The organism is uncultured Eudoraea sp., from assembly GCF_947258525.1.
GTDB lineage: Bacteria > Bacteroidota > Bacteroidia > Flavobacteriales > Flavobacteriaceae > Eudoraea.
Genome location: NZ_CAMYIP010000111.1, coordinates 13,197 through 37,968, shown reverse-complemented (window position 1 = coordinate 37,968; position 24,772 = coordinate 13,197). Strand labels below are relative to the sequence as shown.

Here is a 24,772-nt window from a genome sequence, read left to right as displayed (position 1 = left end):
TTCGAATGAGCAACACGGCATTACTTCTTATCGATATTCAAAAAGGTCTGGATGAAATTGACTATTATGGTGGCCACAGAAATAATCTGCAGGCAGAAGCCAATGCCAAAAGAATCCTGGACTTCTGGAGAAATCAAAAGTTTCCTATCTTTCATATTAAACATAATTCCACTAATTCCGATTCACCGCTCATACCGGGCCAACCGGGCAACGAATTCAAAGATATTGTTAAGCCCCTGGCAAATGAATCAATTATAGAAAAACAGGTGAATAGTGCTTTTATAGGTACAGATTTAAGACAACAATTGGATTTGCTGGGAATAAGCAAATTGGTAATAGTTGGACTTACTACAGATCATTGTGTATCTAGCAGCGCAAGAATGGCGGGTAATTTGGGATATAAAACCTTTTTGGTTTCAGATGCTACGGCTACTTTTGATAAAGTGGGTCCTGATGGAACTAAATTCAAGGCTGAAACCATTCATGATATTGAATTGGCCAGTTTGCATAACGAATTTGCCACAGTTATCAGAACCGATGAATTATTAAGACAAGTCGCGGGAGAATAACAGATTTAGAAGTTTTCTTTGGCCAGATTTTAGATTACGATTGAAAAATGCCTGATGACCAATGAAAAAGGCGCTCCTGCCTGTGTAAATGCTAATACGAATTCTTTAAAATATACGTTAGTGTAACATATGAAAATACAAAATGTACTTTTTGCAATATTCCTGGGAACGGGAATGATTTTTGCCCAGGATTGGCAAACTGATCTGGCCGTAGCGAAAGAAATGTCTAGAGCCGGGAATAAAAGTATAATCTTGGTATTTCAGGGATCAGATTGGTGTGCCCCTTGTATAAAACTTGACAAACGAATATGGAGTAGTGAAGAATTCCAGGAATATGCTTCCGATAAATTTGTGATGTTACTGGCAGATTTCCCTCGTAAAAAGCAAAATAGGCTCCCGCTTGAACAAAAAAATAAAAATGAGAAGTTAGCAGAGACCTATAATCGCAATGGATATTTTCCCTTGGTCGTTGTTCTGGATAAAGATGGTAAAGTATTGGGACAAACAGGATATAAAAATATATCTGTAAAAGAATATATCGATTTATTAGAATCTTTTTCCGAGTAAATGACGAAACACATAGCTGCACTTTTGATCCTTATTTTAAGTATTGTTCCCGCATGGGCACAGCAATCTTTCCATAGAAACTTAAAACTGATGGGCAGTGGTTTCCAAATTACCGTTGTCGTTAAGGACTCAACGGAGGCCGATAAAGCTATAAACCTCGCCATTAATGAAATTACAAGAATTGAAAAACTCATTTCTTCCTGGGACCCTAATTCCGAAACTTCTGAAATCAACTCAAATGCAGGAATAAAGCCGGTTAAAGTCAGCCGGGAACTATACGGCCTGATAGACAGGGCGATAAATATTTCAACTTTAACCGATGGTGCTTTTGATATAAGCTACGCGTCTATGGATAAAATCTGGAAATTTGATGGCAGTATGAAGAAAATGCCTTCAAATGAGGCAATTAAGTTATCTGTTTCTAAGGTGGGATTTCAGGATATCATTCTTGATGCCGAGAATACCTCTGTCTTCCTCAAAGAAAAGGGTATGAAAATAGGGTTCGGAGCCATAGGAAAGGGATATGCAGCGGATCGTGCAAAGGCCTTACTACAGAAAAACAATATACAGGCAGGTATTATTAATGCCTCAGGAGATATGAATACATGGGGCAGACAACCCAATGGTAACGAATGGACTGTAGCTATCACGAATCCACTAAACAAAACTAAGGCGGCCGCTATTTTACCAGTTACTAACGGTGCGGTGGTAACTTCAGGCAACTATGAAAAATTTGTTCAATTTAACGGTACGCGTTATGCCCATATAATAGACCCGCGAACAGGTTATCCTTCTACCGGCATTTTGAGCGTAACAGTATTTGCTCCCAAAGCAGAATTAGCCGATGCGCTTGCAACTTCTGTATTTGTCATGGGCATTGAAGCAGGGTTAAACAGAATTAATCAATTGCCTAAAATTGAATGTATAATTATAGATGAAAAAGGGAAGGTGTTTACTTCCGACAATATAGAAATAGACAGGATATGATCAAGAAAATTGCATTTATAGTCTGTATCCCAATACTTTTAAACAGTTGCGTGGTGGTTAAGGGATATGAAAAAGTGAATATTAATGATCCTGATATGGAGTTATCGGAAAAACTGTGTGACAGAAACGTTACAGTCTTTCATTCCTATCGGGAAGCTGCTGCCGGGGCAAATGGTGGCAAAACAGGTGGAGGTTGCGGATGCAATTAATTAACCGGATTGCATAATATAATGCGCTATTCTTTTAAGAAAAACTATGACAATAAATAAGTCCCTATTTTTTATTTGCCTCTTCATGGTCTGTTGCATTTGTAATGCTCAGAATTCTGATCAAAATCCTGACGGCTATAAAAAAAGGGTTTTGGAAACCGCTGAAATTGATCTATTATCTAGTTACTATTACCAGGATGGTAATAATGCTGCGGTAACCGGGGGGCTTGGCACTGAAGAATTAACAGATATTACGGGAACTATGATAATATCAATACCTGTAAGTGATGATGACGTGCTTACAGTAGACGCGGGCATTTCTGCATATACTTCCGCATCATCCAGTAATATTAATCCATTTGATAAAGGTTTTGCAGATCCATTTATCTCTGCCTCTGGTGCTTCGCGGGATGACACCTGGTTTAATCTTACAGGTAATTATAGTCATAGTTCAGATGATAGAAATTCTATATGGAGTGCTTTGGAGGCAGTTATACCAGATTGTTTAATGAAAAAAATACTGAACTAGGGCTTAGTGCAAATGTATTCCTTGATAAATGGAAGATTATCTACCCCTATGAACTTCGCCCTTTTGCCCCAGGTGGAAGAGGTCTAAATGATTTTCTATTTATAGAAAATACGATTACCGGAAATCCTGATTACAACCCGTCTTTTTCTGTTTTAACGAACGAAAATCGCAACTCCTATTCATTGGGTATTGGTTTATCACAAATCCTTTCACGTAATATACAGGGGACTTTTTTAACTGATTTTGTACTGCAACAAGGTTTGCTGTCAACACCCTTTCAGAGAGTTTACTTTAGTGACATAGCAGATTCCTTTATTGATAATTTTCATCTGGCTGATGACATTGAACGCTTACCCGATTCCAGGTTTAAAGTTGCATTGGGAGGAAGGCTCAACTTTTTTGTTAATGAATATCTGGTAATACGCTCGTACTACAGGTATTATTTTGATGACTGGGGGATAAATTCCAATACATTAAGTCTTGAATTCCCTGTAAAGATCACGCAAAAATTTACTTTATATCCTTCGTATCGGTTTTACAACCAAAAGGCGGCAGATTATTTTGCGCCCTATAACGAACATCTTTCCACTTCCATATACTATACCTCAGACTATGACCTTTCTGAGTACAATGCAAATCAATATGGTTTCGGAATCAATTATACGAACATAATCCTAAAACAACACAAGTTGAAAGTAGGTTTAAAAAGTGTTGATTTAAAATATAATTATTACAAAAGAAATACCGGTTTAAGTGCAGGAATTATTACTGCCGGTTTAAAGTTTGTCGTTGATTAAAACGAATTCTATTATTTATGAGCATCAGGTAAAGGGATAGCCGGAAATATTCTAAAAAAAAAACGAGCCTAAAGCTCGTTTTTCAGTTTGTATAAAAATACTTATTATTTGGCTACATTAACCGAACGCGTTTCACGTATAACGGTTACTTTTACCTGTCCCGGATAGGTCATGTCTGTTTGAATTTTCTGAGAGATTTCAAAAGATAGCTGTGCCGCTTTTTCATCACTCACTTTCTCACTTTCAACAATAACTCTCAATTCCCTTCCAGCCTGAATGGCATAGGCTTTTTGGACGCCTCCAAAAGCAAAAGCGATATCTTCAAGATCTTTTAGCCTTTGAATATAGGAATCCAGCACCTGTCTTCTTGCTCCCGGACGGGCTCCACTTATAGCGTCGCATACCTGCACGATTGGGGATATCAGCGTCTTCATTTCAATTTCATCATGGTGAGCCCCAATAGCGTTGCATACGTCTGGCTTTTCACCAAATTTTTCGGCCCATTGCATACCTAAGATTGCATGCGGTGTTTCTACTTCTGCTTCGGTATTTGGCACTTTACCTATATCGTGAAGTAAGCCGGCTCGTTTTGCTATTTTGGGATTCAAACCTAATTCCGCGGACATTACTCCACAAAGCTTTGCTACCTCCCTTGAGTGTTGCAATAAGTTCTGACCATAGGAAGATCTATATTTCATCCTACCCACTGCTCTAATCAATTCAGGATGTAATCCGTGAATTCCCAAATCTATAACCGCACGTTTTCCAACCTCAACTATTTCCTGTTCAATTTGCTTTTCAGTTTTTCGCACAATTTCTTCTATCCTGGCCGGATGAATTCTACCATCTGTAACCAGCTTGTGAAGGGATAATCGGGCTACTTCTCTTCTTACTGAGTCAAAACAGGAAAGTATGATGGCCTCTGGCGTATCATCAACAATAATTTCTACTCCCGTAGCCGCTTCCAGTGCCCTGATATTCCTTCCTTCCCTACCAATAATACGGCCTTTAACATCATCAGAATCAAGGTTGAATACAGATACGCAGTTTTCCACAGCCTCCTCTGTACCGATGCGTTGTATGGTATTTATGACTATTTTCTTTGCTTCCTGCTGGGCAGTAAGTTTAGCATCCTCCATTGTGGTCTGCAAATAAGCCATAGCATCTGTCTTGGCCGTTTCCTTTAAAGACTCAAGGAGCTGACTTTTAGCATCTTCCGCAGATAAGCCAGAAATTACTTCTAGCTGTTGAACCTGACTTTTATGAAGTTTTTCAAGTTCTGACTGCTTTTTGTCGTAAAGCTCAGATTTATGTTCTATATCCTTGAGCTTTATTGCCAGCTGTTCATTCAGCTTACGGTTCTTTGAAAGTTCACCGCTAATCTGCGATTCTTTGTCCCGTGTTCTTTTTTCAGCTTCAGCAATCTTTTTGTCCTTGTTTATGATTACTTTCTCATGTTCCGCTTTTAACTCCAAAAACTTCTCCTTTGCCTGAAAAATCTTGTCTTTTTTAATATTCTCGCCTTCAAGATTGGCGGTTTTTAATATAGAATTTGCCTCTTTTTTTGCATTTGCAATGGTTTTTGATGCTTTGCCTTTCTCCAAAGCCTTCGCAACCAGCAAACCTATAACTAAACCAACCAAAGCTGCTATTGCAATTGTTGTAATATCCATAACCTATTTTAATAATTAATACTTACCTGCCCCCTTGTTAAAGTTTGAATGCAGCACTCAAATGTGGCGCTAGCCCCCTACCAAGTACTAAGGGTATAAAACAAATCGAGATCAGGTCTCAAATTGAATTTGTAAACCAATTAAAAACAAAAAACCCACATTGGTGAAGTTCTGTACAAACTCCAATAAACAGGTTTAGGGCTACCAGGTTGATCAAGGATCCTTTACAAGAAGGCCAAATTAGTGTTGAGTTCGTCAAAAATTAAATACCAATGTGGGCAGTAACTTTGTATTATGTTAAAGAACTTATTTTATACTAAGCTTAGAGTTTACCAACTGATCCAACGCTTTTAAACGTTCTGTTACTTCTTTGGTATCCTCTGAATTATCTATGCCACGTTGTTCAATCTTAGAGGCAAACTGCAAGGCACACATGGCCAGTACATCTTGTTTGTCTCTAACGGCATAATTTTGCTCAAATTTTTTGGCAAGCTGTTCTATATTTTTTGCAGCCTTTCTTAGTCCTTCTTCCTGACTCGGGTCAATGGTCAAAGGATATACCCTATCAGCGATAGAGAGCTTTATTTTCAGCTTCTCTCCCATATTTCTTTGTCACACTATTCAGCGAGTTGAGCCATACAGTAGTCCAACTCTCTAATCAATGTATTTATTTTGAGCTTTGCTTCAGTTTTATTATTATCACTGCCCAGTATAGAATTTGCAAGCTTGAGAGAATTATATCTTTCTTCCCATTCCAAAATGGTATTCCTCAGTGTGTCATCCTCATTTCTCAGTGTCACAATCTCCTGCTCCAACCTAATTTTAGATTGATTTAGCAATTCTATTTTGTGCAGAAGCTTGCTAATTTTATTCTCCAAGGAATCAACGATTTCAACCAATTCGCTCATATGCAAATTACAATACGTTTTACACAAAGTTAACACACCTTCAACGACTTCGCAATAGTTTTTGCAATTATTCCTGAAGTAATTTTGTAAATGCTTTGATTTGGGGTATTCCAAAAACCTAATCAAAGATTAAAGAAAATTGTAGGAGTTAGCAGACCTTTTTTCCAAGTTTAATTCGTATTAATTAAATTCGCATCAACTTAGCACTTATGAGAATACGCATTTTAAGCCTCCTACTTCTTTCAGTTCTCTCCGTTATGGGTCAGGAAAAGTACCCATTAAATACTTTTAGGGCTCCTTTGGATATACCCATAATTCTAGCCGGCACATTTGGAGAGTTACGATCAAATCATTTTCATTCGGGCATTGACATTAAAACCCAACAGAGACAGGGATTACCTGTATATGCTATTGGGGATGGCACGGTAACTAGAATTAAGATAGGACTTTGGGGCTACGGGAAAGTCATATACATTGCCCATCCGAATGGTTATACCTCGGTGTATGGACATCTTCAAAAATTTTCCCCGGAAATTGAAGCCTTTATTAAAAAGATTCAATATGAGAAAAAATCTTATGAGGTTGAGGTATTCCCGGATTATGGGGACATTAAGGTATCGAAAGATCAGGTTATAGCATATAGCGGTAATACGGGTGGATCGTCCGGACCACATCTGCATTTTGAAATAAGAAGTAGTATATCAGAAAAACCCACGAATCCGCTTCTTTATGGATTAGAGGTAAGGGATGCCACCAATCCCGTCCTATTGAATCTGTTTGCCTATCCTTTATCTGAAGATGCACAAGTAAATAGAAGCACAAAAAAAATTCAAATTAAATTCAACAAACAAAAAGACGGTAGTTATCTGGCAGAAAACGTATATGCAGCGGGGACAATCGGTTTTGGAATAAACACCTATGACAGGCAAGATCTGGCTGCCAATAAGAACGGAGTCTATTCAATTCAACAAGTAGTTAATGGAAAAGTTTACTCCGATTTTAATTTTGAATCCTTCTCATTTGGCGAAACCCGATATATCAATACGCTAATAGATTACGATCATTTTGGGAAATATAACGAGCGAATTCAACGCTGTTTTATAGCTCCGGGCAATCGTCTTGAAATATATAAACAAGTATACAATGAGGGAAAAATTTCAGTAAGGGAGGGACTAAATTACAATGTTGAAATTCTGATTAAGGATCTGAATAATAATTTGACAAAATTAGTTATACCTGTGGAAGGCAAGAGAGAGCAACCACTGGTAATAGAGGAGGAAATAAAAACAGATTATTTTATTATCGCCAAACAACCTAATAACTACGACCTTGGTGCAGCTAAAGTGTATTTTCCGGCAAATACGTTTTATGAAAATTTTTATATGGACCTGCAAAAAGGGGAGGATACAGTAGTAATTCACAACAATAGAATCCCTGCCCACAAAAACTTTACAATAACTTTTGATGTCTCCAAATACGCTCCTCAGGAACGTAAGAAATTATTTATAGCCCGCCTTGACAAAAAAAAGAAAGCGAATTACATGAATACCTTTAAAAGGGGTACAAGTTTTACCACCAGAACGAGAAGTCTGGGGACTTATACTCTTGCCCAAGACACTATTCCACCCAAAATACGCCCTAAGAATTTCAAGGAAAAACAGTGGTTAAATAACTATCGCTATCTCAGTCTTGTAATCTCCGATGATTTAAGTGGCATTGACACTTATTCCGCTACATTAAACGGGGCATGGATCTTAATGGAATACGAGCCCAAAACAAAAACTCTCACCTATAATTTTGACGATAAAATTCTAAATCAAACGCAATGTGAACTTAAAGTAGTCGTTACAGATAACGTAGGTAATTCAAATACCTTTACCAGTAGTTTTTTCAGAAAATAGACTTTTGAAGTGTTTTAAACTCTTATTCCCTCTTTTTCTTTTTGGTTCATTTGCTGTTGTGAGTGGACAAAAAGCATCAATTACAGGAGTAGTCCTGGATGTCAATGATGAGCCTTTATCTAATGTAAATATCACTACCAAAGGGAATGGTACTTATACAGATTCTACCGGATTTTATTTGCTCGAAGTAATTGCGGATAAAGAAATAACCATAGTTTTTACTCATTTAGGCCATAAAAATGTAGTTCTTGAAGACTTAATCCTCACTACGAATGAAACCTTCGAATTCAATCCGGTAATGAAAACCGATGTAATTCAGGTAGATGGTGTTGAAGTCACGGCCACCGGAGAAAAAAGCGCTGAAGGTATCACAACAATTTCTGCTGAACTCGTTCGAAAAATTCCCGGTGCCAATGCAGGGGTAGAAAATGTACTAAAATTACTTCCTGGAGTATCTTCAAATAATGAACTAAGTACACAATACTTTGTAAGAGGAGGCAATTATGACGAAAACCTGGTCTATATAAATGGAATTGAAGTCTATAGACCTTTCCTAGTGCGCTCAGGTCAGCAAGAAGGATTAAGCTTTGTGAATAGCGATATGGTTCAAAATCTGGAATTCTCTGCCGGTGGTTTCCAGGCTCAGTATGGAGATAGGCTCTCATCTGTACTGGATATAACTTATAAAAACCCGTCAGAATTTGGGTTGAATATAGATGCAAGCTTTTTAGGCGCAGGCCTTACTCTTGAAACAAACTCAAAAAATAAAAAATTTACCAGTGTATCTGGCTTGCGCTACAGAGACAACAGTCTGCTTGTAAATAGCCAGCAGACCAATACAAATTTCACGCCTGCTTTTGCTGATTTGCAGACTTATCTTACTTATCATTTCTCAGGTAAATTTAGCCTTAATTTTTTGGGAAACCTTTCCTTTAATAACTATAAGAATGTGCCACTTTCAAGGCAGACCAACTTTGGAACTATTAGTGATCCTAAGGCCCTTGTCGTGTATTATCAAGGTGAAGAAAATAATAATTATCAAACAAGTCTTGGGGCACTGAAAGCAGATTATTATCCAAATGACAACGTTTCTCTAAGTTTTATAACATCTGTATACCATACAACCGAAGAGGAGTATTCAGATGTCATTTCACAATATGAATTGGGTGAGATAGATACTGATCTAGGCAGCAATAATCTGGGTGATGTAACCTCAACACGAGGATTAGGCACTCAATTTAACAGAGCCAGAAATGATCTTGATGCTCTTATTGTAAATGTGGCGCACAGAGGCGAGTTCAGTAAAAATGAAGTATCCCTGGAATGGGGAATTAAATATACTCATGAGGACTTTCGAGATCAAATTCGTGAATCTGAATTTTTAGACTCATTAGGCTATTCCGTGAGGCCGCCAAACAATGAGTTTATAAACAACCAACCGCAGGAACCTTTTATAGCCCCGATAGTTCCCTATACATCTATTTCTGCCTTGAATTTTGTAAAAACTAATCGCTTATCAGGGTTTTTTCAATATAGCAAAAGAACTCTTTGGAGTACCAATAACATTTATTATAACATAGGTTTCAGGACGCATTACTGGACACTTAGCGGGGAAGGATTTCCAAGTAATTCTCAGATTATTTTCAGCCCAAGAGGACAGTTTGCAATTAAACCCTCATGGAAAGTCGACATGTTATTTAGAATTGCCGCAGGAGTTTATCAGCAACCGCCCTTTTATCGAGAATTAAGAGATCAGACAGGTACTATTCAACCCGGAGTAAAAGCTCAGAAATCCACACATTTTGTACTTGGCAATGAATATAGTTTTGAACTTTGGAACAGACCTTTTAAGCTGGTAAGTGAGGCTTACTATAAGAATTTGACCAATGTAAACCCGTATACTCTAGAAGATGTAAGGATTCGTTACGCCGCTGCAAATAATGCAACGGCATATGCTTATGGATTTGATATGAGAATGAATGGTGCATTTGTACCGGGAACAGAATCCTGGGTAAGTTTGGGTTTCCTTAAAACTGAGGAAAATATAGATAACAGAGGTTATATTTCAAGGCCAACAGATCAAAGGTTTCAATTAGGCATATTGTGGCAGGATTACATCCCTACAATCCCCAGTTTAAGGATGTACATGAACCTGGTATACAATACGGGCGTGCCCGGAGGTTCCCCAAGTTATGCCGATCCTTATAATTTTCAGAATAGATTAAGAGATTATAAGCGTGCAGATCTCGGTATTTCCTATATTTTTGTAGGATTAAATAAACAATACCCGGAAAATCATTGGTTATACCGCTTTGAAGAATTAAATGTTGGTTTTGAGATATACAACTTATTCAACAATCAAAATTCTATAACTAATACATGGGTAAGAGATGTGGACACAAAACTGGAGTTTGCGGTTCCCAATTATATGACATCCCGTGTGTTCAACCTGAAATTAAGTATGCGTTTTTAGATTATTTCGAATGAAAAAATTATTTTTTATAACCCTTCTTGCCTGCGGCACAGTAATCAATGCCCAAAAAAATGTATTTGAAAGCAGTAAATTCGATGTCTTAAGTGAGGGTCATCAACAGTTAGCTATTATTCCGTTTTTTACTCATCTTGAATTGGAAGAAAAAATTTCCAAAGAAGAATCAAAAAAGTTAGAAGAGAAAGAAGGTTATGCCGTGCAGGATGCCCTGGAGACCTATTTTGGGCTCGGAAAGAAAAAGAAGAAATTCACGGTCGATTTTCAAAATACTAAAAATACAAATGCTTTACTCGCACAAAAAAACATCACTTACGATAATATAGATACTTATACCATTAAAGAACTTAGTGAAATTCTGGAAGTAGATGCCATAATCAGTGGGAATTTGGATATTAATATCTTGCTTTCAAAAGGAATACCGAAAGAGTTTAGCTTTATGGACTATATACTTGGCGATGCCAATTATGGCAGAATTGGAATTAAAATAAGTGATGGTAAAACAGGAAAATTATTATGGAAATATGAGAATGAAATCACTAAGAAATCGGGAAGAAATACAAATGACCTGATTGATAAAATGATGAAAAAATTGGTTCGCAAATTTCCCTACGACAAGGAAAGGTCAAAATTGAAAAAGAATCTTAAGACTGACTAAACTCCTTCAAAACCTCAATTACGTAATCTACCTCTTCTTTGGTGTTATATTTCGAAAATGAAAATCGCACAGAAGGCTTTTGTAGATCTTCCTCAGACAAAATTTCTGCTAGAACATGAGAACCACCATCGGCTCCGGACTGACAGGCACTTCCCTCAGAACAAGCAATTCCTTTAAGATCCAAATGAAATAAAAGCATTTGTGATTTCTCTTCATTAAAAGGCAGGCAAACACTAACTATAGTATAAGTGCTTCTATCCAAATGCCCGGAATAGCCATTAAACTTAACTTCAGGGATAGCTACTTTTATTTTATTGATAAAATACTCTTTTAATCCTGATATGTATTCTTTCTCTTCTTCCAGGTTGTCGTATGCCGCAACGAAGGCCTCCCTTAGACCAACAATATTGTGAAATGCTTCTGTGCCGGCCCTGTAACCGCGTTCTTGTGAACCGCCAATTATTAAAGGTTCCAAATTGGTGTTTTTCCTTATAAAGGCAAAGCCAACGCCTTTGGGTCCATGAAATTTATGAGCTGCGGCAACAATGAAATCAATTGGCGTGGCTTGCAAATCCCATTGAAAATGACCTATAGATTGTACAGTATCCGAATGGAGAAGTGCACCTTTAGACTTGCATAATTTTGCTATCTCATGAATATCCAAAATATTCCCAATCTCATTGTTTACGTGCATTAAACTCACTAATTTTTTAGAATCATCAGCTTCCAATAACTGTTCCAAATGCACAAGATCAATGTTGCCAAAGCTATCAAGATCCACGTATTGAACTTGTATACCAAACTCTTTCACCAGGGCATCGGCGGTATGTAAAACCGCATGATGTTCAATTTTTGAAGTTATAATTGTATGCACCCCAAGGTCCCTGACGGCACTTCTAAGGATCATATTGTCTGCTTCTGTACCTCCAGACGTAAATATTATTTCCGAAGGGTGGGCGTTTAAATATTTCGCAATTGTTTTGCGCGCTTGCTCAATTTCTGTTTTAGCGCTTCTTCCAAATCCATGGGTAGAAGATGGATTACCATAGCAGCTGGCCAGGGCATCCTGCATTTTTCCAATTACTTCTTCCCTAACCCGGGTTGTAGCGGCGTTATCAAAATAGATCTTTTGCATCTAAAAGCTTTGCATTGTGAGACACGGCCAAAAATAATCGAAATAAACTTAAACTCTTCATAAATTGAGTACAATACACTAGGATAATAGCCTTAAATTCATTTACATTTGAGTTATGAATCGAGTATTATTAGTTTTTATTTTGTGTTTGTTTAACTCATGTGATGACGGTGATCTTGTAATTGAAACCATAGATTTTAACGATACTAGTATCTCTTTCTGTCAATCCACCACTACGATCAACAGTACATTATTCTTTAAAATAAAAACAACAGAAGCTTTAGTTCTTGAATTGCAAAGTGGCCTTTTAAAGAATGAAGTTTCTGCAGATACTATTGTCAGCGCGGTTCCAGGACAATCTCAACTTATATACCGGACTTTCTCCGACAACGTTTCAAGCAATTATTTTTGCGATGCTGTACCTCCTGTCATACCTACTGTTACTGATGAGTTCGAAGCAGAAAGTGGAGAAGTTTTAATTACTACAATGCAAAGCGAAAACGATTCTACTATTTTTGAACATAAAATTGAATTAAGCGGTATTTCTTTTGTTAATTCTTTGGGCCAGAGGATAACAGATCTGAGAATAAATGATTTCGGTACAATTACTACTACCGAGTAGGTAATTCATGGATTCTGATAAATATATACTTCGGTAGCCCCTAACCCATATTTTTGATAATCCGCATCATAGTATTTTACATTTTCGTACCGTTTAAATAAATAATTCAATTCTTCTTTTAGTACGCCGGCACCCACACCATGAATAAAGACTACTTTTTGTATTCTTTTACTTAGAGCAAATTCAAGCTGGCGCTTAGCAGTTTCGAGCTGTATATTGAGTATATCATAATTGCTCATCCCTTTTGAAGAGGGTACAAGTTGATGTATATGGAGATCTACTTCCATTTTGGCCACATTTCGTTCTTTAGGCCGAACTTTAGTGGTTTTTCGTTTACCGGCCTGTTCCTTATCTGCCTTCACCCGGGCAGCTTCAAAATTGCTTACTTTTATAGGGTTAAGCCCTTCTGTATGCATTAATTCCGATGCCTCAAAATCCATATCGAAACCTTCATTAGTTCGTATCGTTATAAAATTGTTGGAAACGGCTATAACTATCCCATTAATGTTATCGTCAATAACCTCAACCCTCTCCCCTTGTTCAAATTTTTTCATAATCACTGGTTATTATTCACTTTTCTGTATTAGTCCAATTTTTCGAAGTTTTATAAATTCCGAACATCAGCAAAATTATTCCCACACACATGGCGTACTCTTGCTTAGCCCATTGGTCCCTTGTTGCCATTATAATTGCACCGGCCGTAATCAGTAAAAAATAAATGATTCGATTTGTTTTCATTCCTCAAAAATAATAGTATTTTTCAGTTGATTAATCGGCCAGAATGAAAATCGCTTTATCCATATTGCTTTTTATAGGTGAAGACTATTTGCTGCCATGTCTCAACAAGCAGCTTTTAGGTATTGAATGTACCGGATGCGGTATTCAAAGAGCGGCTGTTTTACTATTTCATGGGGAATTTATAGAGGCTTTCAGAATGTACCCTGCAATCTACCCTCTAATATTATTGACGGGTTTTTTGTTGTTGGATAATTTTATGAAGATAAAATATGCAAATAAAATCAGTATATTCCTGATTATAACGAGTGTAGCGACAATATTGATCAACTATATTTTAAAATTTTTTTAACCAAACCATTACTTCATGGAACAACAAAAACTACCTAATGTAACTATAGCTATTGTACTGGCAATTCTTTCCTATCTATGTTGCTGTTTTGGTGGCCTGCCAGCAGCTATTTTAGCCGGTATTGCCTTTTTCCTGGTATATAAGGATGAAAACAAATACAAGGAGAATCCTGAACTCTATTCCAACTATAGTCAGCTTAAAACCGCAAAAATTTTAGCTATCATTGGAATAGTCCTGGGCGTTTTATGGTGTATCTGGGTCATATATTCCATTTCTGCTATTGGTGGCTGGGATGCCTACATGGAACAAGTGAATGAAATGAGAGAACAATGGGAGCAATAAATATCCCTGAAAAACATATAAAATGAATCAACAGCCTTTACCCGGTGCAAGTAATGCTTTGACAATGGGCATTATATCTATCATAGGAGCCATTACATGTTGCGGCCCTTTTGCGATCATATTTAGTATTATTGGTTTAAGCAGTGCTAAAAAGGCAGAGGGACTTTATCAGAATCATCCCGAAAATTATTCGGGATATGAAAGTGTAAGGACTGGCCGCATTTTATCTTATGTTGGAATGGCCCTAGCTTTGATATATCTGGTTTTCGGGATCCTGTATTTTGGAGTTATAGCTGCTTTTATTACGAGTGGAAATTTCTAAGAGGACATTAAAACTAATTAAATTACCGAAGATAAAATATAAAAAACCCTCATAATGAGGGTTTTTTTCTTGTATTTAAGTTTATGCTTGTTAATTAGCTATCTCACTCATAAATTTCAGCCGGTATAGTCGTAATTCTTCATCTTCATATTCACCATCAAACTCTTTTTGCGCCTCTTTTATATTGTCGGATTCAGCTTCTAAAAAATAATCATGAATTTCTTCCTGTTGATCCTCATCAAGGATTTCGTCTATCCAATATCCTATATTCAGTTTGGTGCCGCTAAAAACTATTTGTTCCATTTCCTTTACCAATTCTTCCAATTCAAGGCCTTTTGCAGAGGCAATATCATTCAATGGCAACTTTCTATCAACATTCTGAATAATATATAGCTTAAGTGCAGAATTAGCGCCTGTACTCTTTACTACGAGGTCATCCGGACGAATTATTTCATTCTCCTCAACATAATTGTTAATTAAGGATAAGAATGGCTTTCCATACTTCTTGGCCTTACCCTCACCTACCCCATGTATATTTACCAATTCTTCCATGGAAATAGGATATTTAAGAGCCATATCATCAAGGGAAGGGTCCTGAAAGATCACAAAAGGAGGAACATCTAACTTTTTAGCTTCACTCTTTCTAAGATCTTTGAGTAAACGCAATAATTTTTCATCAGCAGCACCTCCCGCACTTTTTGCTGCAGTAACTATGGCCTGGTCATTTTCTTCATTATAAACATGATCCTTGGTCATCATAAAGGACACAGGATTTTCAAGAAATGAAGCCCCGGCACTGGTAACATGCAATATGCCGTATTGTTCAATTTCTTTTTTTAGCAACCCTGCAACCAATACCTGCCTAATTAAGGCCATCCAATAACTTTTATCTTTGTCGGATCCTATTCCAAAAAATGGTTTTTCATCGGTTTTGTGAGAAGCAATAAGTGCATTCTTAGACCCCATGAGTGCAAATACAATTTCTTTTGCCCGGAACTTTTCTTTGGTGCCCTGAATTACCTTAATTAGCTTAACAACATTTTCTTTGGCTTCTTCCTTTTTCTTCGGATTTCGGGCGTTATCATCCATATCTGCCCCTTCACCGTTAACCTCATCAAATTCTTCGCCGAAATAATGAAGAATGAATTTTCTCCGAGACATGGATGTTTCAGCATAGGCAACAATTTCCTGAAGCAGGGCATTTCCAATTTCCTGTTCTGCTACCGGCTTACCAGACATGAATTTCTCTAACTTTTCAACATCTTTATACGAATAAAATGCAAGACAGTGACCTTCGCCCCCATCCCTGCCTGCTCGGCCCGTTTCCTGATAATAGCTTTCAATACTTTTGGGAATGTCATGATGGATAACATATCGCACATCCGGTTTATCTATCCCCATTCCAAAAGCTATAGTTGCTATGACTACATCTACTTCTTCCATAAGGAACATGTCCTGATACCTAGAGCGCGTCTTAGCATCAAATCCGGCATGATAAGGCACAGCACTAATACCATTAACCTGCAATACCTGGGCTAGTTCTTCAACTCTCTTCCTGCTTAAACAGTAAATAATTCCCGATTTACCGACATTTTTCTTTACAAACCGAATAATATCAGCATCCACATTTTTGGTCTTAGGCCTAATCTCATAGAATAAATTGGGCCGATTAAAAGATGCTTTAAAAACCTTTGCATCCGTAATCATGAGATTCTTAATAATGTCCTCCTGTACTTTTGGAGTTGCTGTAGCGGTTAAACCAATTATGGGGATGTTATCTCCCAGCCTGTTTATGATAGCCCTAAGATTTCTATATTCCGGCCTGAAATCGTGCCCCCATTCAGAAATACAATGGGCCTCATCTACAGCCACAAAGGAAAGCTGTACAGATTGTAAAAATTCCACATACTCCTCTTTTGTAAGGGATTCGGGCGCTACATAGAGTAATTTAGTTATGCCATCTAAAATATCCTGTTTTACTTCCTTTACCTGGGTTTTGGTTAATGAAGAATTTAATACATGGGCAATTCCCGGATGTGCAGAAACACCTCTTATGGCATCAACCTGATTTTTCATAAGGGCGATTAATGGCGATACAACTATAGCAGTTCCATCTTTTATAAGAGCAGGCAGCTGATAACAAAGTGATTTGCCACCTCCGGTGGGCATAATTACAAAGGTGTTTTTATTTTGTATGATGTTTGTTATAACATCTTCCTGAAGTCCTTTAAATTTGGAAAAACCAAAATACTTTTTTAGCGCAGCATGTAGTTCAATTTCATTCAAAATCATTGCAAATTTAGTATGTAGAGTCTCGCATTATATTGATATTCGTAATCAAAATGAAGATAAGTCTTCTTATTATTAGGTGGGTAATATGTTAAATGATATTGTTCGTAGATTAGAATCTTCTATAAAATAAGTTTATGTAATTTTGTTTTCTTAAATATAATACATTCTTTTAAAATCTGTTTACTTATTAAGTTAATTTCTAAAGCTGTAAACATATAATTTCAAAACTATATTGAGCAATCACAAAGCTATATTAGCCACGGCCAAAAAAACCATAACAACTGAAAGTGAAGCCATTGCCCATTTGGCTACACTTTTAGACGATGAATTTGCAAGTGCTGTAAACTGCATTTACGAATCATTGGGGCGCGTTGTAATTACGGGAATTGGTAAAAGTGCTATAATAGCCTCAAAAATAGTAGCTACCTTAAATTCTACAGGTACACCTGCAATATTTATGCATGCAGCTGATGCCATTCATGGTGATCTGGGTACAATCCAGAAAGATGATGTGGTTATTTGTATTTCCAAAAGCGGGAATACCCCGGAAATTAAAATGCTTGTGCCGTTAATTAAACTCGGAAATAATAAGTTAATTGGAATGTGTGGTAATTCGGATTCATTCCTTGCTGAAAATGCAGATTTTATATTGAACACTTTTGTGCAGAAAGAAGCTTGTCCAAATAATCTTGCACCAACCACAAGCACTACTGCACAACTTGTATTGGGTGATGCTTTAGCTATTTGTCTTTTGGAATTAAGAGGATTCAGCAGTCAGGATTTTGCTAAATATCATCCCGGGGGTACTTTAGGTAAAAAACTATATCTCAGAGTTTCGGATATTTCAAAAAATAATTTAAAACCCCAGGTTGGTGTCGATGCTGATGTAAAAGAGGTTATCATCGAAATTTCAGAAAAAATGTTGGGCGTTACAGCCGTAATGAAGAATGACAAGCTTGTTGGAATTGTTACAGATGGTGATATTAGACGAATGCTTAAAAAATATGAAAACATAAATGGCCTTAAGGCTAAAGACATAATGACAACTAATCCTAAAACCATTGGAGCAGACGTTCTCGCCATAAAAGCGTTGAAAGAGATGCGGGCTAACAGCGTATCACAATTACTGGCTGTAGATGGAAAGGAATATGTTGGCGTTGTTCATTTACACAATCTAATTAATGAAGGAATACTTTAATGGCGAAAACAGCTAGCGACCCTAATGAAATGTCCTTTTTGGACCATCTGGAAGAACTGCGGTGGCATCTTATTCGTTCAACCATTGCAGTAGTTCTGATTGGCATTGTGGCTTTTTTAGTGAAAGACTTTATTTTTGATACCATAATTTTCGGACCAAAGAAAATGGATTTTCCAACCTATCGCTTTTTTTGCCATATCGCCACATCGTTGGGTTTTGATTCGGCATTCTGTGCGGATAAACTTCCCTTTACAATTCAAAGTAGAACGATGGGCGGACAATTTTCCGCACATATAATGACATCTATCTGGGCCGGATTTATAATTGGCTTCCCATATGTGCTTTGGGAAATATGGAAATTCATAAGTCCGGGGCTTAAGGAAAATGAACGAAGTAATTCCCGCGGTTTTATCCTTATAGCCTCACTACTTTTCTTTATGGGTGTGCTTTTTGGTTATTACGTAGTCGCACCCTTATCGATTAACTTCTTGGGTACTTATCAGGTAAGCAAAGAGGTGTTGAATGAATTCGATATAGGTTCATATATTTCAACGGTTCGCACCTCGGTCATCGCCTGCGGTATTTTATTCGAATTACCTATTATCATTTTCTTCTTGACTAAGGTTGGTTTGATTACTCCGGAGATTATGAAGAAGTATCGAAAGATCGCATTGGTTATCGTTTTAATACTATCAGCGATTATCACCCCTCCTGATGTCACCAGTCAGATCATTGTAGCCGTTCCCGTCTTAATTCTATACCAGATCAGCATCTATATTTCAAAAGTTGTATTAAAAAGAGAAGCCAAAAAAGTAACTAAAAATGTCAAATCCCGTTGAGGAGTTTAACGCCTACCGTTCTAAAATGAATGGGAAATTGTTAGCCGATAATAACAAAATAATAAAGAGAATCTTCAATCTTGATACTAATGCTTATAGTGAGGGTGCACTGGACGTAAAAACCAAAGAATTATTGGGCCTTGTGGCGTCTGCAGTTTTACGCTGCGATGATTGTATAAAGTACCATTTGCAAAGCAGCTATAATTGTGGAGCAACTAAAGAAGAGGTTATGGAAAGCCTGAGTATTGCTACCTTAGTTGGAGGCACAATTGTTATTCCTCATTTGCGAAGAGCTTATGAGTTTTGGGAACAACTTGAGCTACAGGAAGGTTAAAAAAAGTATAATTCGCTACAGCTGAAGGTTATATGACTTAGATTTGAATGATAATTCTTCTGAATGAAATTAAGAGCAGATAACATAATGAAGGCCTACAGGGGGCGCAAGGTGGTAAAGGGTATTTCACTGGAGGTAGACCAGGGAGAGATAGTTGGACTGCTGGGCCCTAACGGAGCCGGAAAGACTACTTGCTTCTACATGATTGTAGGACTTATAAAACCCAATGGAGGACAGATCTTCCTGGATGATACGGAGATCACAAAATTTCCAATGTACAAAAGGGCTCAAAATGGTATTGGTTACCTTGCTCAGGAGGCTTCCGTATTTAGAAAATTAAGTATTGAAGATAATATCTTAAGTGTTTTACAACTAACTAAACTTAGTAAAAAAGAACAACACTTAAAAATGGAGTCACTAATCGAAGAGTTCGGACTTGGACATATTAGAAAGAACAGGGGTGATTTATTATCAGGGGGAGAACGCCGAAGAACAGAAATAGCAAGAGCCCTGGCCACAGACCCCAAGTTTATACTTCTGGATGAACCGTTTGCCGGCGTTGATCCGGTTGCAGTTGAAGATATTCAGCGAATTGTAGCACAACTGAAAAATAAGAACATAGGTATCCTGATCACAGATCATAATGTGCAGGAGACCCTTGCAATCACAGAGCGATCCTACCTCATGTTTGAAGGAGGAATACTAAAATCTGGTATTCCCGAAGTCCTTGCAGAAGACGAAATGGTTCGTAAAGTTTATCTAGGACAGAACTTTGAATTGCGCAAAAAGAAACTTGACTTTTAAATTTAACCTCAAGATAATTTAAGATAGTCCTTTACCAATATTGCCTAATATATTAATGGTTTACGTAATTTAGATGTCTTGTTAAAAATTGCACACTGTTATGAAAAATTTAATCCTTAACTGCCTGATCATTATAATTGTTTCGACACAAATGATAAATATCAGCTGTTCATCGGATGATAATGGTATTGAGGTAGCAGAAGTTTCATCTGAGAGGACCATTGATACCAAACTTGTAGGTACCTGGAATGGAACTCTTGAGGGATCATTTGGGACTGCAATTTTCGTTTTTACATTACAAATGAACGGGGAAATAATCGCTGAAACTGACTCCCAGGATTTATGTACCTTTCAGGGAGCCTGGTGGGTCTCAAATAAAAAATTTACCGCAAGTGGTGAAGATGAATGCGGTGGCACTGCTATAGAACTACTTGGTAATAATGCCTCGAGTACTGAAATTTCAGGAAATTGGACTGCAAGTAACGGAAATGGCGGTACTTTTTCTATGACAAAGCAATAAGAATTATGTTCAAATCTCCAGCCCTAATCCCCCCAATTTGTAAACTCTATAATTTATTTAGCGCCAAGCTTGTATACTATGGAGCTAACAACATAAAAAAATACTATGGCTGGTACTGCTAAAAATTTTGTCGTTAGCAACAAGACCAAACTTACAATTACGAAAATATAGCGCAAGGCATTATCCTTAAAACTCCAGTTTTTAAATTTTAAGGTAAATAATTCTATTCTCGAATTTAACAGATAAGAACTCAGAATCGTGATAATAATCAGAAACCATGGATTTAAAATTATCTGACTTAAAAAATCATTACCCTGGTCTAAAAGTATCAATGGAAGGGATAGTATAAATAATGCATTTGCCGGAGTAGGAAGGCCAATAAAGGTAGTAACCTGATTTTCATCTATATTGAATTTCGCCAATCTATAGGCTGAAGCCAAAGTAATCAAAAAGCCAAAAAAAGGAAGAAACGATATTTTTATTCCGGTCCAGGTCAAAGCATTCGAATTATCGGAGAATTCCAGATTCCAACCCCCCGTTTGAGACATAGCCAGCAGTTGAAACATTACGATACCAGGTACAAGACCACTTGTGATAACATCGGCTAGTGAATCGAGCTGAATTCCTAATTCACTCTGGGAGTCAAGCAATCTTGCGGCCAAACCGTCAAGGAAATCAAAAATAATCCCCAGAAAAACAAAAATTGCGGCCAGTTCCAACTTATTTAAAACGGCAAATACTGTCGCAATACATCCACATAAAATATTAAGCATGGTAATAAACTGTGGAATATGTTTCTTCATGGTTTGCGGTTTCAGTAAAAATAAGATAATTTTTATTCTAACTCTTTCTTAACATATTTTATTCGGATATTTGCCATTAATAGTTATTCCACAAGTGATCAGAGCACTAAGAATCTCATTTAAAAAACTTTGTTTCATTAACTCATTATGGATTGCCTTAGTGGGTTTTTCCCTTCAGGCTCAGCTGTCTGATGATGCCCAGATCAGTATCATCACATGTGACGCCGGTCAGGAACTTTATTCAAGCTTTGGACATAGTGCCTTTAGGGTTCAGGACTCTGCAAATGGAATAAATTGGGTATATAATTACGGGACTTTTGATTTTAATACCCCTAATTTCTATTATAAATTCGCCAAAGGGAAATTGCTTTATTCTTTGCGTGTTTCAACCTTTTCAGATTTCTTATTTACCTATGAATTGGAGAACCGATGGGTAAAAGAACAAATATTAAAACTTAACGCGAAGGAACGAAACGACTTATTCAGATTTTTAGAAAACAATCGAAAGCCCGAAAACAGGGATTATAAATACGACTTCTTATTTGATAACTGTGCCACTAAATTACCGCAAATATTAAAGAAGGTTCTTGGAGACAACCTTGAATATCATGGAGAACATCTTAAAAACCAATTGACTTTCAGAGATCTGATACATCAAAATCTGCTCACTAATTCATGGTCCAGTTTTGGCATAGACCTTGCCCTTGGGTCTGTGATAGACAGAGAAGCAGCATCGGAAGAGTATATGTTCCTGCCTAAATATGTAATGCTGCAAATGCAAAATACAACACTGGCTGCGAATCCTTTAATCCTAAGGGAACGTTCAGTTCTTGACTATAGCGATAAAAGATTTAACTATAATTTTGGGTTAACACCGCTTTTTTGGTTACTCCTTCTTTTACTTTTTACCCTATCAATATCATATATAGACCTAAGAAATGGTACACGAAGCAGGTGGCTCGACTTTTTTTTATTTCTGATTACCGGGTCGGCCGGCTTACTCATATTCTTCTTATGGTTCCTTACTGATCATTCTTCAACCGCAAATAATTTTAATATCCTTTGGGCATTCCCATTCAATATTGCCGCCTGTTATTTTCTGCTTAGAAAAGACCGGATACCAAAATGGATGGGTAAATATATCCTTGGACTGCTGGTTTTAATGACTATTACGTTAATCCTATGGATTTTTCAAATTCAACAGTTTTCACCTTTAATATCTGTTGTATTTGCCACACTCGGATTTAGGTACGCCCTGCTATACCGTTATTTCACAAATTCTAAACCAAGCCTTTAATGAATTTGGTTTCTGTAGAAAATATAGCCAAATCATATGGAGAATTAGCCCTCTTTGAAGACCTCTCTTTTGGAATAAATAAGAATCAGAAAATTGCATTGGTCGCACGTAATGGGGAAGGTAAAACTTCAATCTTAAATATCCTGGCCGGGAAAGATGTGCCGAATAGCGGGGAAGTAAACTACCGCAAAGGAATTCGAATTTCTTACCTGGAACAAGAGCCCAGTCTTAATCCAAACCTAACAGTTGAGCAGACCGTTTTAGAATCTGAAAATGAGATTCTAAAAATAATTGCTGCCTATGAAGCCGCTCTGGAACATCCCGAAAACGAAAAAGCTTACCAGAAGGCATTCGAATCTATGGACAGAAATAATGCCTGGGATTTTGAAACCCAATACCAGCAAATTCTTTCTAAATTAAAACTGGACAATCTCAAAACCAAAGTGAGTAGTTTGTCTGGTGGACAAAAAAAGAGACTGGCATTGGCAAATGCCCTTTTGAATGAACCAGATCTGTTAATCCTCGATGAGCCTACAAATCATTTGGATCTGGAAATGATAGAATGGCTCGAAGATTACTTCAGCAGAAAAAAGATAACTCTATTTATGGTTACCCACGACAGGTACTTTTTGGAAAGGGTTTGTAATGAAATTCTTGAATTGGATAATGGGCAACTTTATTCGTACAAGGGTAATTACGCTTACTACCTGGAGAAAAAAGAAGCCAGATTGGAACTTGAAGCGGTAGAACTGCATAAATCCAAATTGCTCTTTAAAAAAGAACTGGAATGGATGCGAAGACAGCCAAAAGCAAGAACCACAAAATCCAAATCTCGCATTGATGATTTCCATAGCATCAAAGAAAAGGTGCATCAACGCAGAGAGACCCATGAAATTCAGCTGGAGATAAATATGGAGCGTATGGGCAGTAAAATTTTGGAAATACACAAAGTCTCCAAAAGTTATCCGGGAATTACCTTGCTGGATAAATTTGATTATAATTTTTTAAGAGGAGAACGAATCGGAATTATTGGAAAAAACGGTACGGGTAAATCTACTTTTCTGAATATCGTAACGGGCACGGAAAAGCCGGATAGCGGAAAGATTGTAATCGGTGAGACTATCAAATTTGGATATTACACTCAAAATGGGATTACGATAAAAAAAGGTCAGAAAGTGATTGATGTCATAAGGGAATTTGGTGATTACATCCCTTTAAAAAAAGGAAGACAACTCTCGGCTCAGCAGCTTCTGGAACGGTTCTTATTTGACAGGAAGAAACAGTATGATTTTGTGGAAAAGCTTAGTGGCGGAGAACGAAAAAGACTTTATTTATGTACTGTCCTTATCCAGAATCCTAATTTCCTTATCCTTGACGAGCCTACCAATGATCTGGATATTATTACCTTAAATATCCTCGAAAGTTTTTTATTGGATTTTCCCGGATGCCTGCTGGTGGTATCTCATGATCGCTATTTCATGGATAAGGTAGTAGATCATTTATTTATTTTTAAGGGGGATGGAATTGTTGAAGATTTCCCCGGTAATTATTCAGATTACAGGGCTTATGAAGACAGTGCGGTATTAGAACAACGGGCTAATAAAGGGAATAGCATTCAAAATAAAGCGACTAAAAGTTCCTGGCGGTCCGATAACAAAAAACTGTCTTTTGAAGAACAAAAAGAGTACAACAAGTTAGAAAAATCCATTCAGAACTTAGAAAAACAAAAAGAGGAGCTTCAAAATCAATTTGCTGATACTTCCATGTCTGGAGAAGAAATAGATGTTTTATCTATAAAATTAAAAGATATTATAGAAAAACTAGAGGATAAAACGGAGCGGTGGTTTGAGCTTTCGATGCTATTGGAAGACTAATGTACTAGTGCAATATT

27 protein-coding genes are annotated in these 24,772 nt (G+C 37.1%); 20 read left to right on the top strand and 7 right to left on the bottom strand.

Annotated features, from left to right (window positions below; genetic code table 11):
* The first annotated feature begins 5 nt into the window (after positions 1 to 5).
* The 6 genes from Q0X89_RS08240 to Q0X89_RS08220 all read left to right on the top strand — a co-directional run bounded on the left by Q0X89_RS08240 (position 6) and on the right by Q0X89_RS08220 (position 3,658).
* The gene (locus Q0X89_RS08240; protein ID WP_297693016.1) at positions 6 to 569 is read left to right on the top strand and encodes a cysteine hydrolase family protein; all 564 of its coding nucleotides are present in this window, start codon (positions 6 to 8) and stop codon (positions 567 to 569) included.
* 129 nt (positions 570 to 698) lie between these two features.
* Positions 699 to 1,136, top strand: coding sequence for a thioredoxin family protein (locus Q0X89_RS08235; protein WP_297693014.1), 438 nt, complete (start codon positions 699 to 701; stop codon positions 1,134 to 1,136).
* The gene (locus Q0X89_RS08230; protein ID WP_297693012.1) at positions 1,137 to 2,123 is read left to right on the top strand and encodes an FAD:protein FMN transferase; all 987 of its coding nucleotides are present in this window, start codon (positions 1,137 to 1,139) and stop codon (positions 2,121 to 2,123) included.
* Positions 2,120 to 2,332, top strand: a complete 213-nt coding sequence (locus tag Q0X89_RS08225; protein WP_297693010.1) for a DUF4266 domain-containing protein — start codon at positions 2,120 to 2,122, stop codon at positions 2,330 to 2,332. Before Q0X89_RS08230 ends, Q0X89_RS08225 begins: the two co-directional genes overlap by 4 nt.
* A gap of 46 nt (positions 2,333 to 2,378) precedes the next feature.
* The gene (locus tag Q0X89_RS18045) at positions 2,379 to 2,861 is read left to right on the top strand and encodes a hypothetical protein (RefSeq protein ID WP_367177032.1); all 483 of its coding nucleotides are present in this window, start codon (positions 2,379 to 2,381) and stop codon (positions 2,859 to 2,861) included.
* Positions 2,804 to 3,658: a DUF3570 domain-containing protein gene (locus Q0X89_RS08220; protein ID WP_367177031.1), complete on the top strand. Its 855-nt coding sequence runs from the start codon at positions 2,804 to 2,806 to the stop codon at positions 3,656 to 3,658. The genes Q0X89_RS18045 and Q0X89_RS08220 overlap by 58 nt, the downstream gene beginning before the upstream one ends.
* 104 nt (positions 3,659 to 3,762) lie before the next feature.
* Here Q0X89_RS08220 and rny read toward each other — a convergent pair whose 3' ends face one another.
* The 3 genes from rny to Q0X89_RS08205 form a co-directional block, all read right to left on the bottom strand.
* On the bottom strand, positions 3,763 to 5,331 hold the full coding sequence (rny, locus tag Q0X89_RS08215) for a ribonuclease Y (RefSeq protein WP_297693008.1): 1,569 nt from the start codon (positions 5,329 to 5,331) through the stop codon (positions 3,763 to 3,765).
* 306 nt (positions 5,332 to 5,637) lie between these two features.
* Positions 5,638 to 5,934 (bottom strand): cell division protein ZapA, encoded by a 297-nt coding sequence (locus tag Q0X89_RS08210; RefSeq protein ID WP_297693006.1) that lies wholly within the window; start codon positions 5,932 to 5,934, stop codon positions 5,638 to 5,640.
* Between the two features lie 14 nt (positions 5,935 to 5,948).
* The gene (locus Q0X89_RS08205; protein ID WP_297693004.1) at positions 5,949 to 6,239 is read right to left on the bottom strand and encodes a hypothetical protein; all 291 of its coding nucleotides are present in this window, start codon (positions 6,237 to 6,239) and stop codon (positions 5,949 to 5,951) included.
* Positions 6,240 to 6,448: 209 nt separating this feature from the next.
* Between Q0X89_RS08205 and Q0X89_RS08200 the strand changes: the two genes are divergently transcribed.
* From Q0X89_RS08200 to Q0X89_RS08190, 3 genes are read left to right on the top strand one after another with little or no spacing between them, the layout of a single operon-like run.
* Positions 6,449 to 8,140, top strand: a complete 1,692-nt coding sequence (locus tag Q0X89_RS08200; protein WP_297693002.1) for a M23 family metallopeptidase — start codon at positions 6,449 to 6,451, stop codon at positions 8,138 to 8,140.
* A 4-nt stretch (positions 8,141 to 8,144) separates the two neighbouring features.
* Entirely contained in the window at positions 8,145 to 10,613 is a 2,469-nt protein-coding gene (locus tag Q0X89_RS08195) for a TonB-dependent receptor plug domain-containing protein (protein WP_297693000.1), read from the top strand.
* A 10-nt stretch (positions 10,614 to 10,623) separates the two neighbouring features.
* Positions 10,624 to 11,286, top strand: coding sequence for a hypothetical protein (locus Q0X89_RS08190; RefSeq protein ID WP_297692998.1), 663 nt, complete (start codon positions 10,624 to 10,626; stop codon positions 11,284 to 11,286).
* On the opposite strand, the gene Q0X89_RS08185 is transcribed toward Q0X89_RS08190, so the two are convergent.
* A complete protein-coding gene (locus Q0X89_RS08185; RefSeq protein ID WP_297692996.1) occupies positions 11,273 to 12,421 on the bottom strand; it encodes a cysteine desulfurase family protein in 1,149 nt (382 codons plus the stop codon). The genes Q0X89_RS08190 and Q0X89_RS08185 overlap by 14 nt on opposite strands.
* Before the next feature lie 115 nt (positions 12,422 to 12,536).
* Here Q0X89_RS08185 and Q0X89_RS08180 point away from each other — a divergent pair, with 115 nt between their 5' ends.
* On the top strand, positions 12,537 to 13,043 hold the full coding sequence (locus tag Q0X89_RS08180; protein WP_297692995.1) for a hypothetical protein: 507 nt from the start codon (positions 12,537 to 12,539) through the stop codon (positions 13,041 to 13,043).
* Between the two features lie 5 nt (positions 13,044 to 13,048).
* On the opposite strand, the gene Q0X89_RS08175 is transcribed toward Q0X89_RS08180, so the two are convergent.
* Positions 13,049 to 13,597, bottom strand: coding sequence for a Smr/MutS family protein (locus Q0X89_RS08175; RefSeq protein ID WP_297692993.1), 549 nt, complete (start codon positions 13,595 to 13,597; stop codon positions 13,049 to 13,051).
* A gap of 227 nt (positions 13,598 to 13,824) precedes the next feature.
* Between Q0X89_RS08175 and Q0X89_RS08170 the strand changes: the two genes are divergently transcribed.
* Genes Q0X89_RS08170 through Q0X89_RS08160 form a run of 3 tightly spaced genes read left to right on the top strand, consistent with a single transcriptional unit; the run spans position 13,825 to position 14,794 of the window.
* Positions 13,825 to 14,130, top strand: coding sequence for a DUF2752 domain-containing protein (locus Q0X89_RS08170; protein ID WP_297692991.1), 306 nt, complete (start codon positions 13,825 to 13,827; stop codon positions 14,128 to 14,130).
* Between the two features lie 15 nt (positions 14,131 to 14,145).
* Entirely contained in the window at positions 14,146 to 14,472 is a 327-nt protein-coding gene (locus Q0X89_RS08165; RefSeq protein WP_297692989.1) for a CCC motif membrane protein, read from the top strand.
* Between the two features lie 22 nt (positions 14,473 to 14,494).
* Entirely contained in the window at positions 14,495 to 14,794 is a 300-nt protein-coding gene (locus Q0X89_RS08160) for a CCC motif membrane protein (protein ID WP_297692987.1), read from the top strand.
* 90 nt (positions 14,795 to 14,884) lie between these two features.
* On the opposite strand, the gene recQ is transcribed toward Q0X89_RS08160, so the two are convergent.
* Positions 14,885 to 17,086 carry a DNA helicase RecQ gene (gene recQ, locus Q0X89_RS08155; protein ID WP_297692985.1) on the bottom strand — a complete coding sequence of 734 codons (2,202 nt, stop codon included), beginning with the start codon at positions 17,084 to 17,086 and terminating at the stop codon, positions 14,885 to 14,887.
* Positions 17,087 to 17,318: 232 nt separating this feature from the next.
* Between recQ and Q0X89_RS08150 the strand changes: the two genes are divergently transcribed.
* The 5 genes from Q0X89_RS08150 to Q0X89_RS08130 all read left to right on the top strand — a co-directional run bounded on the left by Q0X89_RS08150 (position 17,319) and on the right by Q0X89_RS08130 (position 20,781).
* Positions 17,319 to 18,284: a KpsF/GutQ family sugar-phosphate isomerase gene (locus tag Q0X89_RS08150; protein WP_297692983.1), complete on the top strand. Its 966-nt coding sequence runs from the start codon at positions 17,319 to 17,321 to the stop codon at positions 18,282 to 18,284.
* Complete coding sequence (gene tatC / locus Q0X89_RS08145; protein WP_297692981.1) at positions 18,284 to 19,123, top strand: twin-arginine translocase subunit TatC; 840 nt, start codon at positions 18,284 to 18,286, stop codon at positions 19,121 to 19,123. The genes Q0X89_RS08150 and tatC overlap by 1 nt, the downstream gene beginning before the upstream one ends.
* Positions 19,107 to 19,457, top strand: a complete 351-nt coding sequence (locus Q0X89_RS08140; RefSeq protein ID WP_297692979.1) for a carboxymuconolactone decarboxylase family protein — start codon at positions 19,107 to 19,109, stop codon at positions 19,455 to 19,457. The genes tatC and Q0X89_RS08140 overlap by 17 nt, the downstream gene beginning before the upstream one ends.
* Before the next feature lie 63 nt (positions 19,458 to 19,520).
* Positions 19,521 to 20,261: an LPS export ABC transporter ATP-binding protein gene (gene lptB / locus Q0X89_RS08135; RefSeq protein WP_297692977.1), complete on the top strand. Its 741-nt coding sequence runs from the start codon at positions 19,521 to 19,523 to the stop codon at positions 20,259 to 20,261.
* Between the two features lie 100 nt (positions 20,262 to 20,361).
* Positions 20,362 to 20,781 carry a hypothetical protein gene (locus tag Q0X89_RS08130; RefSeq protein WP_297692975.1) on the top strand — a complete coding sequence of 140 codons (420 nt, stop codon included), beginning with the start codon at positions 20,362 to 20,364 and terminating at the stop codon, positions 20,779 to 20,781.
* 53 nt (positions 20,782 to 20,834) lie between these two features.
* Here Q0X89_RS08130 and Q0X89_RS08125 read toward each other — a convergent pair whose 3' ends face one another.
* Positions 20,835 to 21,584: a CDP-alcohol phosphatidyltransferase family protein gene (locus tag Q0X89_RS08125; RefSeq protein WP_297692973.1), complete on the bottom strand. Its 750-nt coding sequence runs from the start codon at positions 21,582 to 21,584 to the stop codon at positions 20,835 to 20,837.
* A gap of 70 nt (positions 21,585 to 21,654) precedes the next feature.
* On the opposite strand from Q0X89_RS08125, the gene Q0X89_RS08120 reads away from it, so the two are divergent.
* Both Q0X89_RS08120 and Q0X89_RS08115 read left to right on the top strand, forming a co-directional pair.
* Positions 21,655 to 22,881, top strand: coding sequence for a DUF4105 domain-containing protein (locus Q0X89_RS08120; protein ID WP_297692971.1), 1,227 nt, complete (start codon positions 21,655 to 21,657; stop codon positions 22,879 to 22,881).
* On the top strand, positions 22,881 to 24,755 hold the full coding sequence (locus Q0X89_RS08115) for an ABC-F family ATP-binding cassette domain-containing protein (protein ID WP_297692969.1): 1,875 nt from the start codon (positions 22,881 to 22,883) through the stop codon (positions 24,753 to 24,755). Before Q0X89_RS08120 ends, Q0X89_RS08115 begins: the two co-directional genes overlap by 1 nt.
* Positions 24,756 to 24,772 lie beyond the last annotated feature (17 nt).

What these genes read in the sequence shown, in the direction of transcription:
- Q0X89_RS08235 (WP_297693014.1), top strand. Translation starts at nt 699, where the DNA reads ATGAAAATACAAAATGTACTTTTTGCAATATTCCTGGGAACGGGAATG.
- Q0X89_RS08225 (WP_297693010.1), top strand. Translation starts at nt 2,120, where the DNA reads ATGATCAAGAAAATTGCATTTATAGTCTGTATCCCAATACTTTTAAAC.
- recQ (WP_297692985.1), bottom strand. Translation starts at nt 17,086, where the DNA reads ATGATTTTGAATGAAATTGAACTACATGCTGCGCTAAAAAAGTATTTT.
- Q0X89_RS08160 (WP_297692987.1), top strand. Translation starts at nt 14,495, where the DNA reads ATGAATCAACAGCCTTTACCCGGTGCAAGTAATGCTTTGACAATGGGC.
- tatC (WP_297692981.1), top strand. Translation starts at nt 18,284, where the DNA reads ATGGCGAAAACAGCTAGCGACCCTAATGAAATGTCCTTTTTGGACCAT.
- Q0X89_RS08130 (WP_297692975.1), top strand. Translation starts at nt 20,362, where the DNA reads ATGAAAAATTTAATCCTTAACTGCCTGATCATTATAATTGTTTCGACA.
- Q0X89_RS08115 (WP_297692969.1), top strand. Translation starts at nt 22,881, where the DNA reads ATGAATTTGGTTTCTGTAGAAAATATAGCCAAATCATATGGAGAATTA.
- Q0X89_RS08140 (WP_297692979.1), top strand. Translation starts at nt 19,107, where the DNA reads ATGTCAAATCCCGTTGAGGAGTTTAACGCCTACCGTTCTAAAATGAAT.
- Q0X89_RS08240 (WP_297693016.1), top strand. Translation starts at nt 6, where the DNA reads ATGAGCAACACGGCATTACTTCTTATCGATATTCAAAAAGGTCTGGAT.
- rny (WP_297693008.1), bottom strand. Translation starts at nt 5,331, where the DNA reads ATGGATATTACAACAATTGCAATAGCAGCTTTGGTTGGTTTAGTTATA.
- Q0X89_RS08125 (WP_297692973.1), bottom strand. Translation starts at nt 21,584, where the DNA reads ATGAAGAAACATATTCCACAGTTTATTACCATGCTTAATATTTTATGT.
- Q0X89_RS08180 (WP_297692995.1), top strand. Translation starts at nt 12,537, where the DNA reads ATGAATCGAGTATTATTAGTTTTTATTTTGTGTTTGTTTAACTCATGT.
- Q0X89_RS08165 (WP_297692989.1), top strand. Translation starts at nt 14,146, where the DNA reads ATGGAACAACAAAAACTACCTAATGTAACTATAGCTATTGTACTGGCA.
- Q0X89_RS08200 (WP_297693002.1), top strand. Translation starts at nt 6,449, where the DNA reads ATGAGAATACGCATTTTAAGCCTCCTACTTCTTTCAGTTCTCTCCGTT.
- lptB (WP_297692977.1), top strand. Translation starts at nt 19,521, where the DNA reads ATGAAATTAAGAGCAGATAACATAATGAAGGCCTACAGGGGGCGCAAG.
- Q0X89_RS08175 (WP_297692993.1), bottom strand. Translation starts at nt 13,597, where the DNA reads ATGAAAAAATTTGAACAAGGGGAGAGGGTTGAGGTTATTGACGATAAC.
- Q0X89_RS08205 (WP_297693004.1), bottom strand. Translation starts at nt 6,239, where the DNA reads ATGAGCGAATTGGTTGAAATCGTTGATTCCTTGGAGAATAAAATTAGC.
- Q0X89_RS08190 (WP_297692998.1), top strand. Translation starts at nt 10,624, where the DNA reads ATGAAAAAATTATTTTTTATAACCCTTCTTGCCTGCGGCACAGTAATC.
- Q0X89_RS08185 (WP_297692996.1), bottom strand. Translation starts at nt 12,421, where the DNA reads ATGCAAAAGATCTATTTTGATAACGCCGCTACAACCCGGGTTAGGGAA.
- Q0X89_RS08170 (WP_297692991.1), top strand. Translation starts at nt 13,825, where the DNA reads ATGAAAATCGCTTTATCCATATTGCTTTTTATAGGTGAAGACTATTTG.
- Q0X89_RS18045 (WP_367177032.1), top strand. Translation starts at nt 2,379, where the DNA reads ATGACAATAAATAAGTCCCTATTTTTTATTTGCCTCTTCATGGTCTGT.
- Q0X89_RS08220 (WP_367177031.1), top strand. Translation starts at nt 2,804, where the DNA reads ATGGAGTGCTTTGGAGGCAGTTATACCAGATTGTTTAATGAAAAAAAT.
- Q0X89_RS08210 (WP_297693006.1), bottom strand. Translation starts at nt 5,934, where the DNA reads ATGGGAGAGAAGCTGAAAATAAAGCTCTCTATCGCTGATAGGGTATAT.
- Q0X89_RS08230 (WP_297693012.1), top strand. Translation starts at nt 1,137, where the DNA reads ATGACGAAACACATAGCTGCACTTTTGATCCTTATTTTAAGTATTGTT.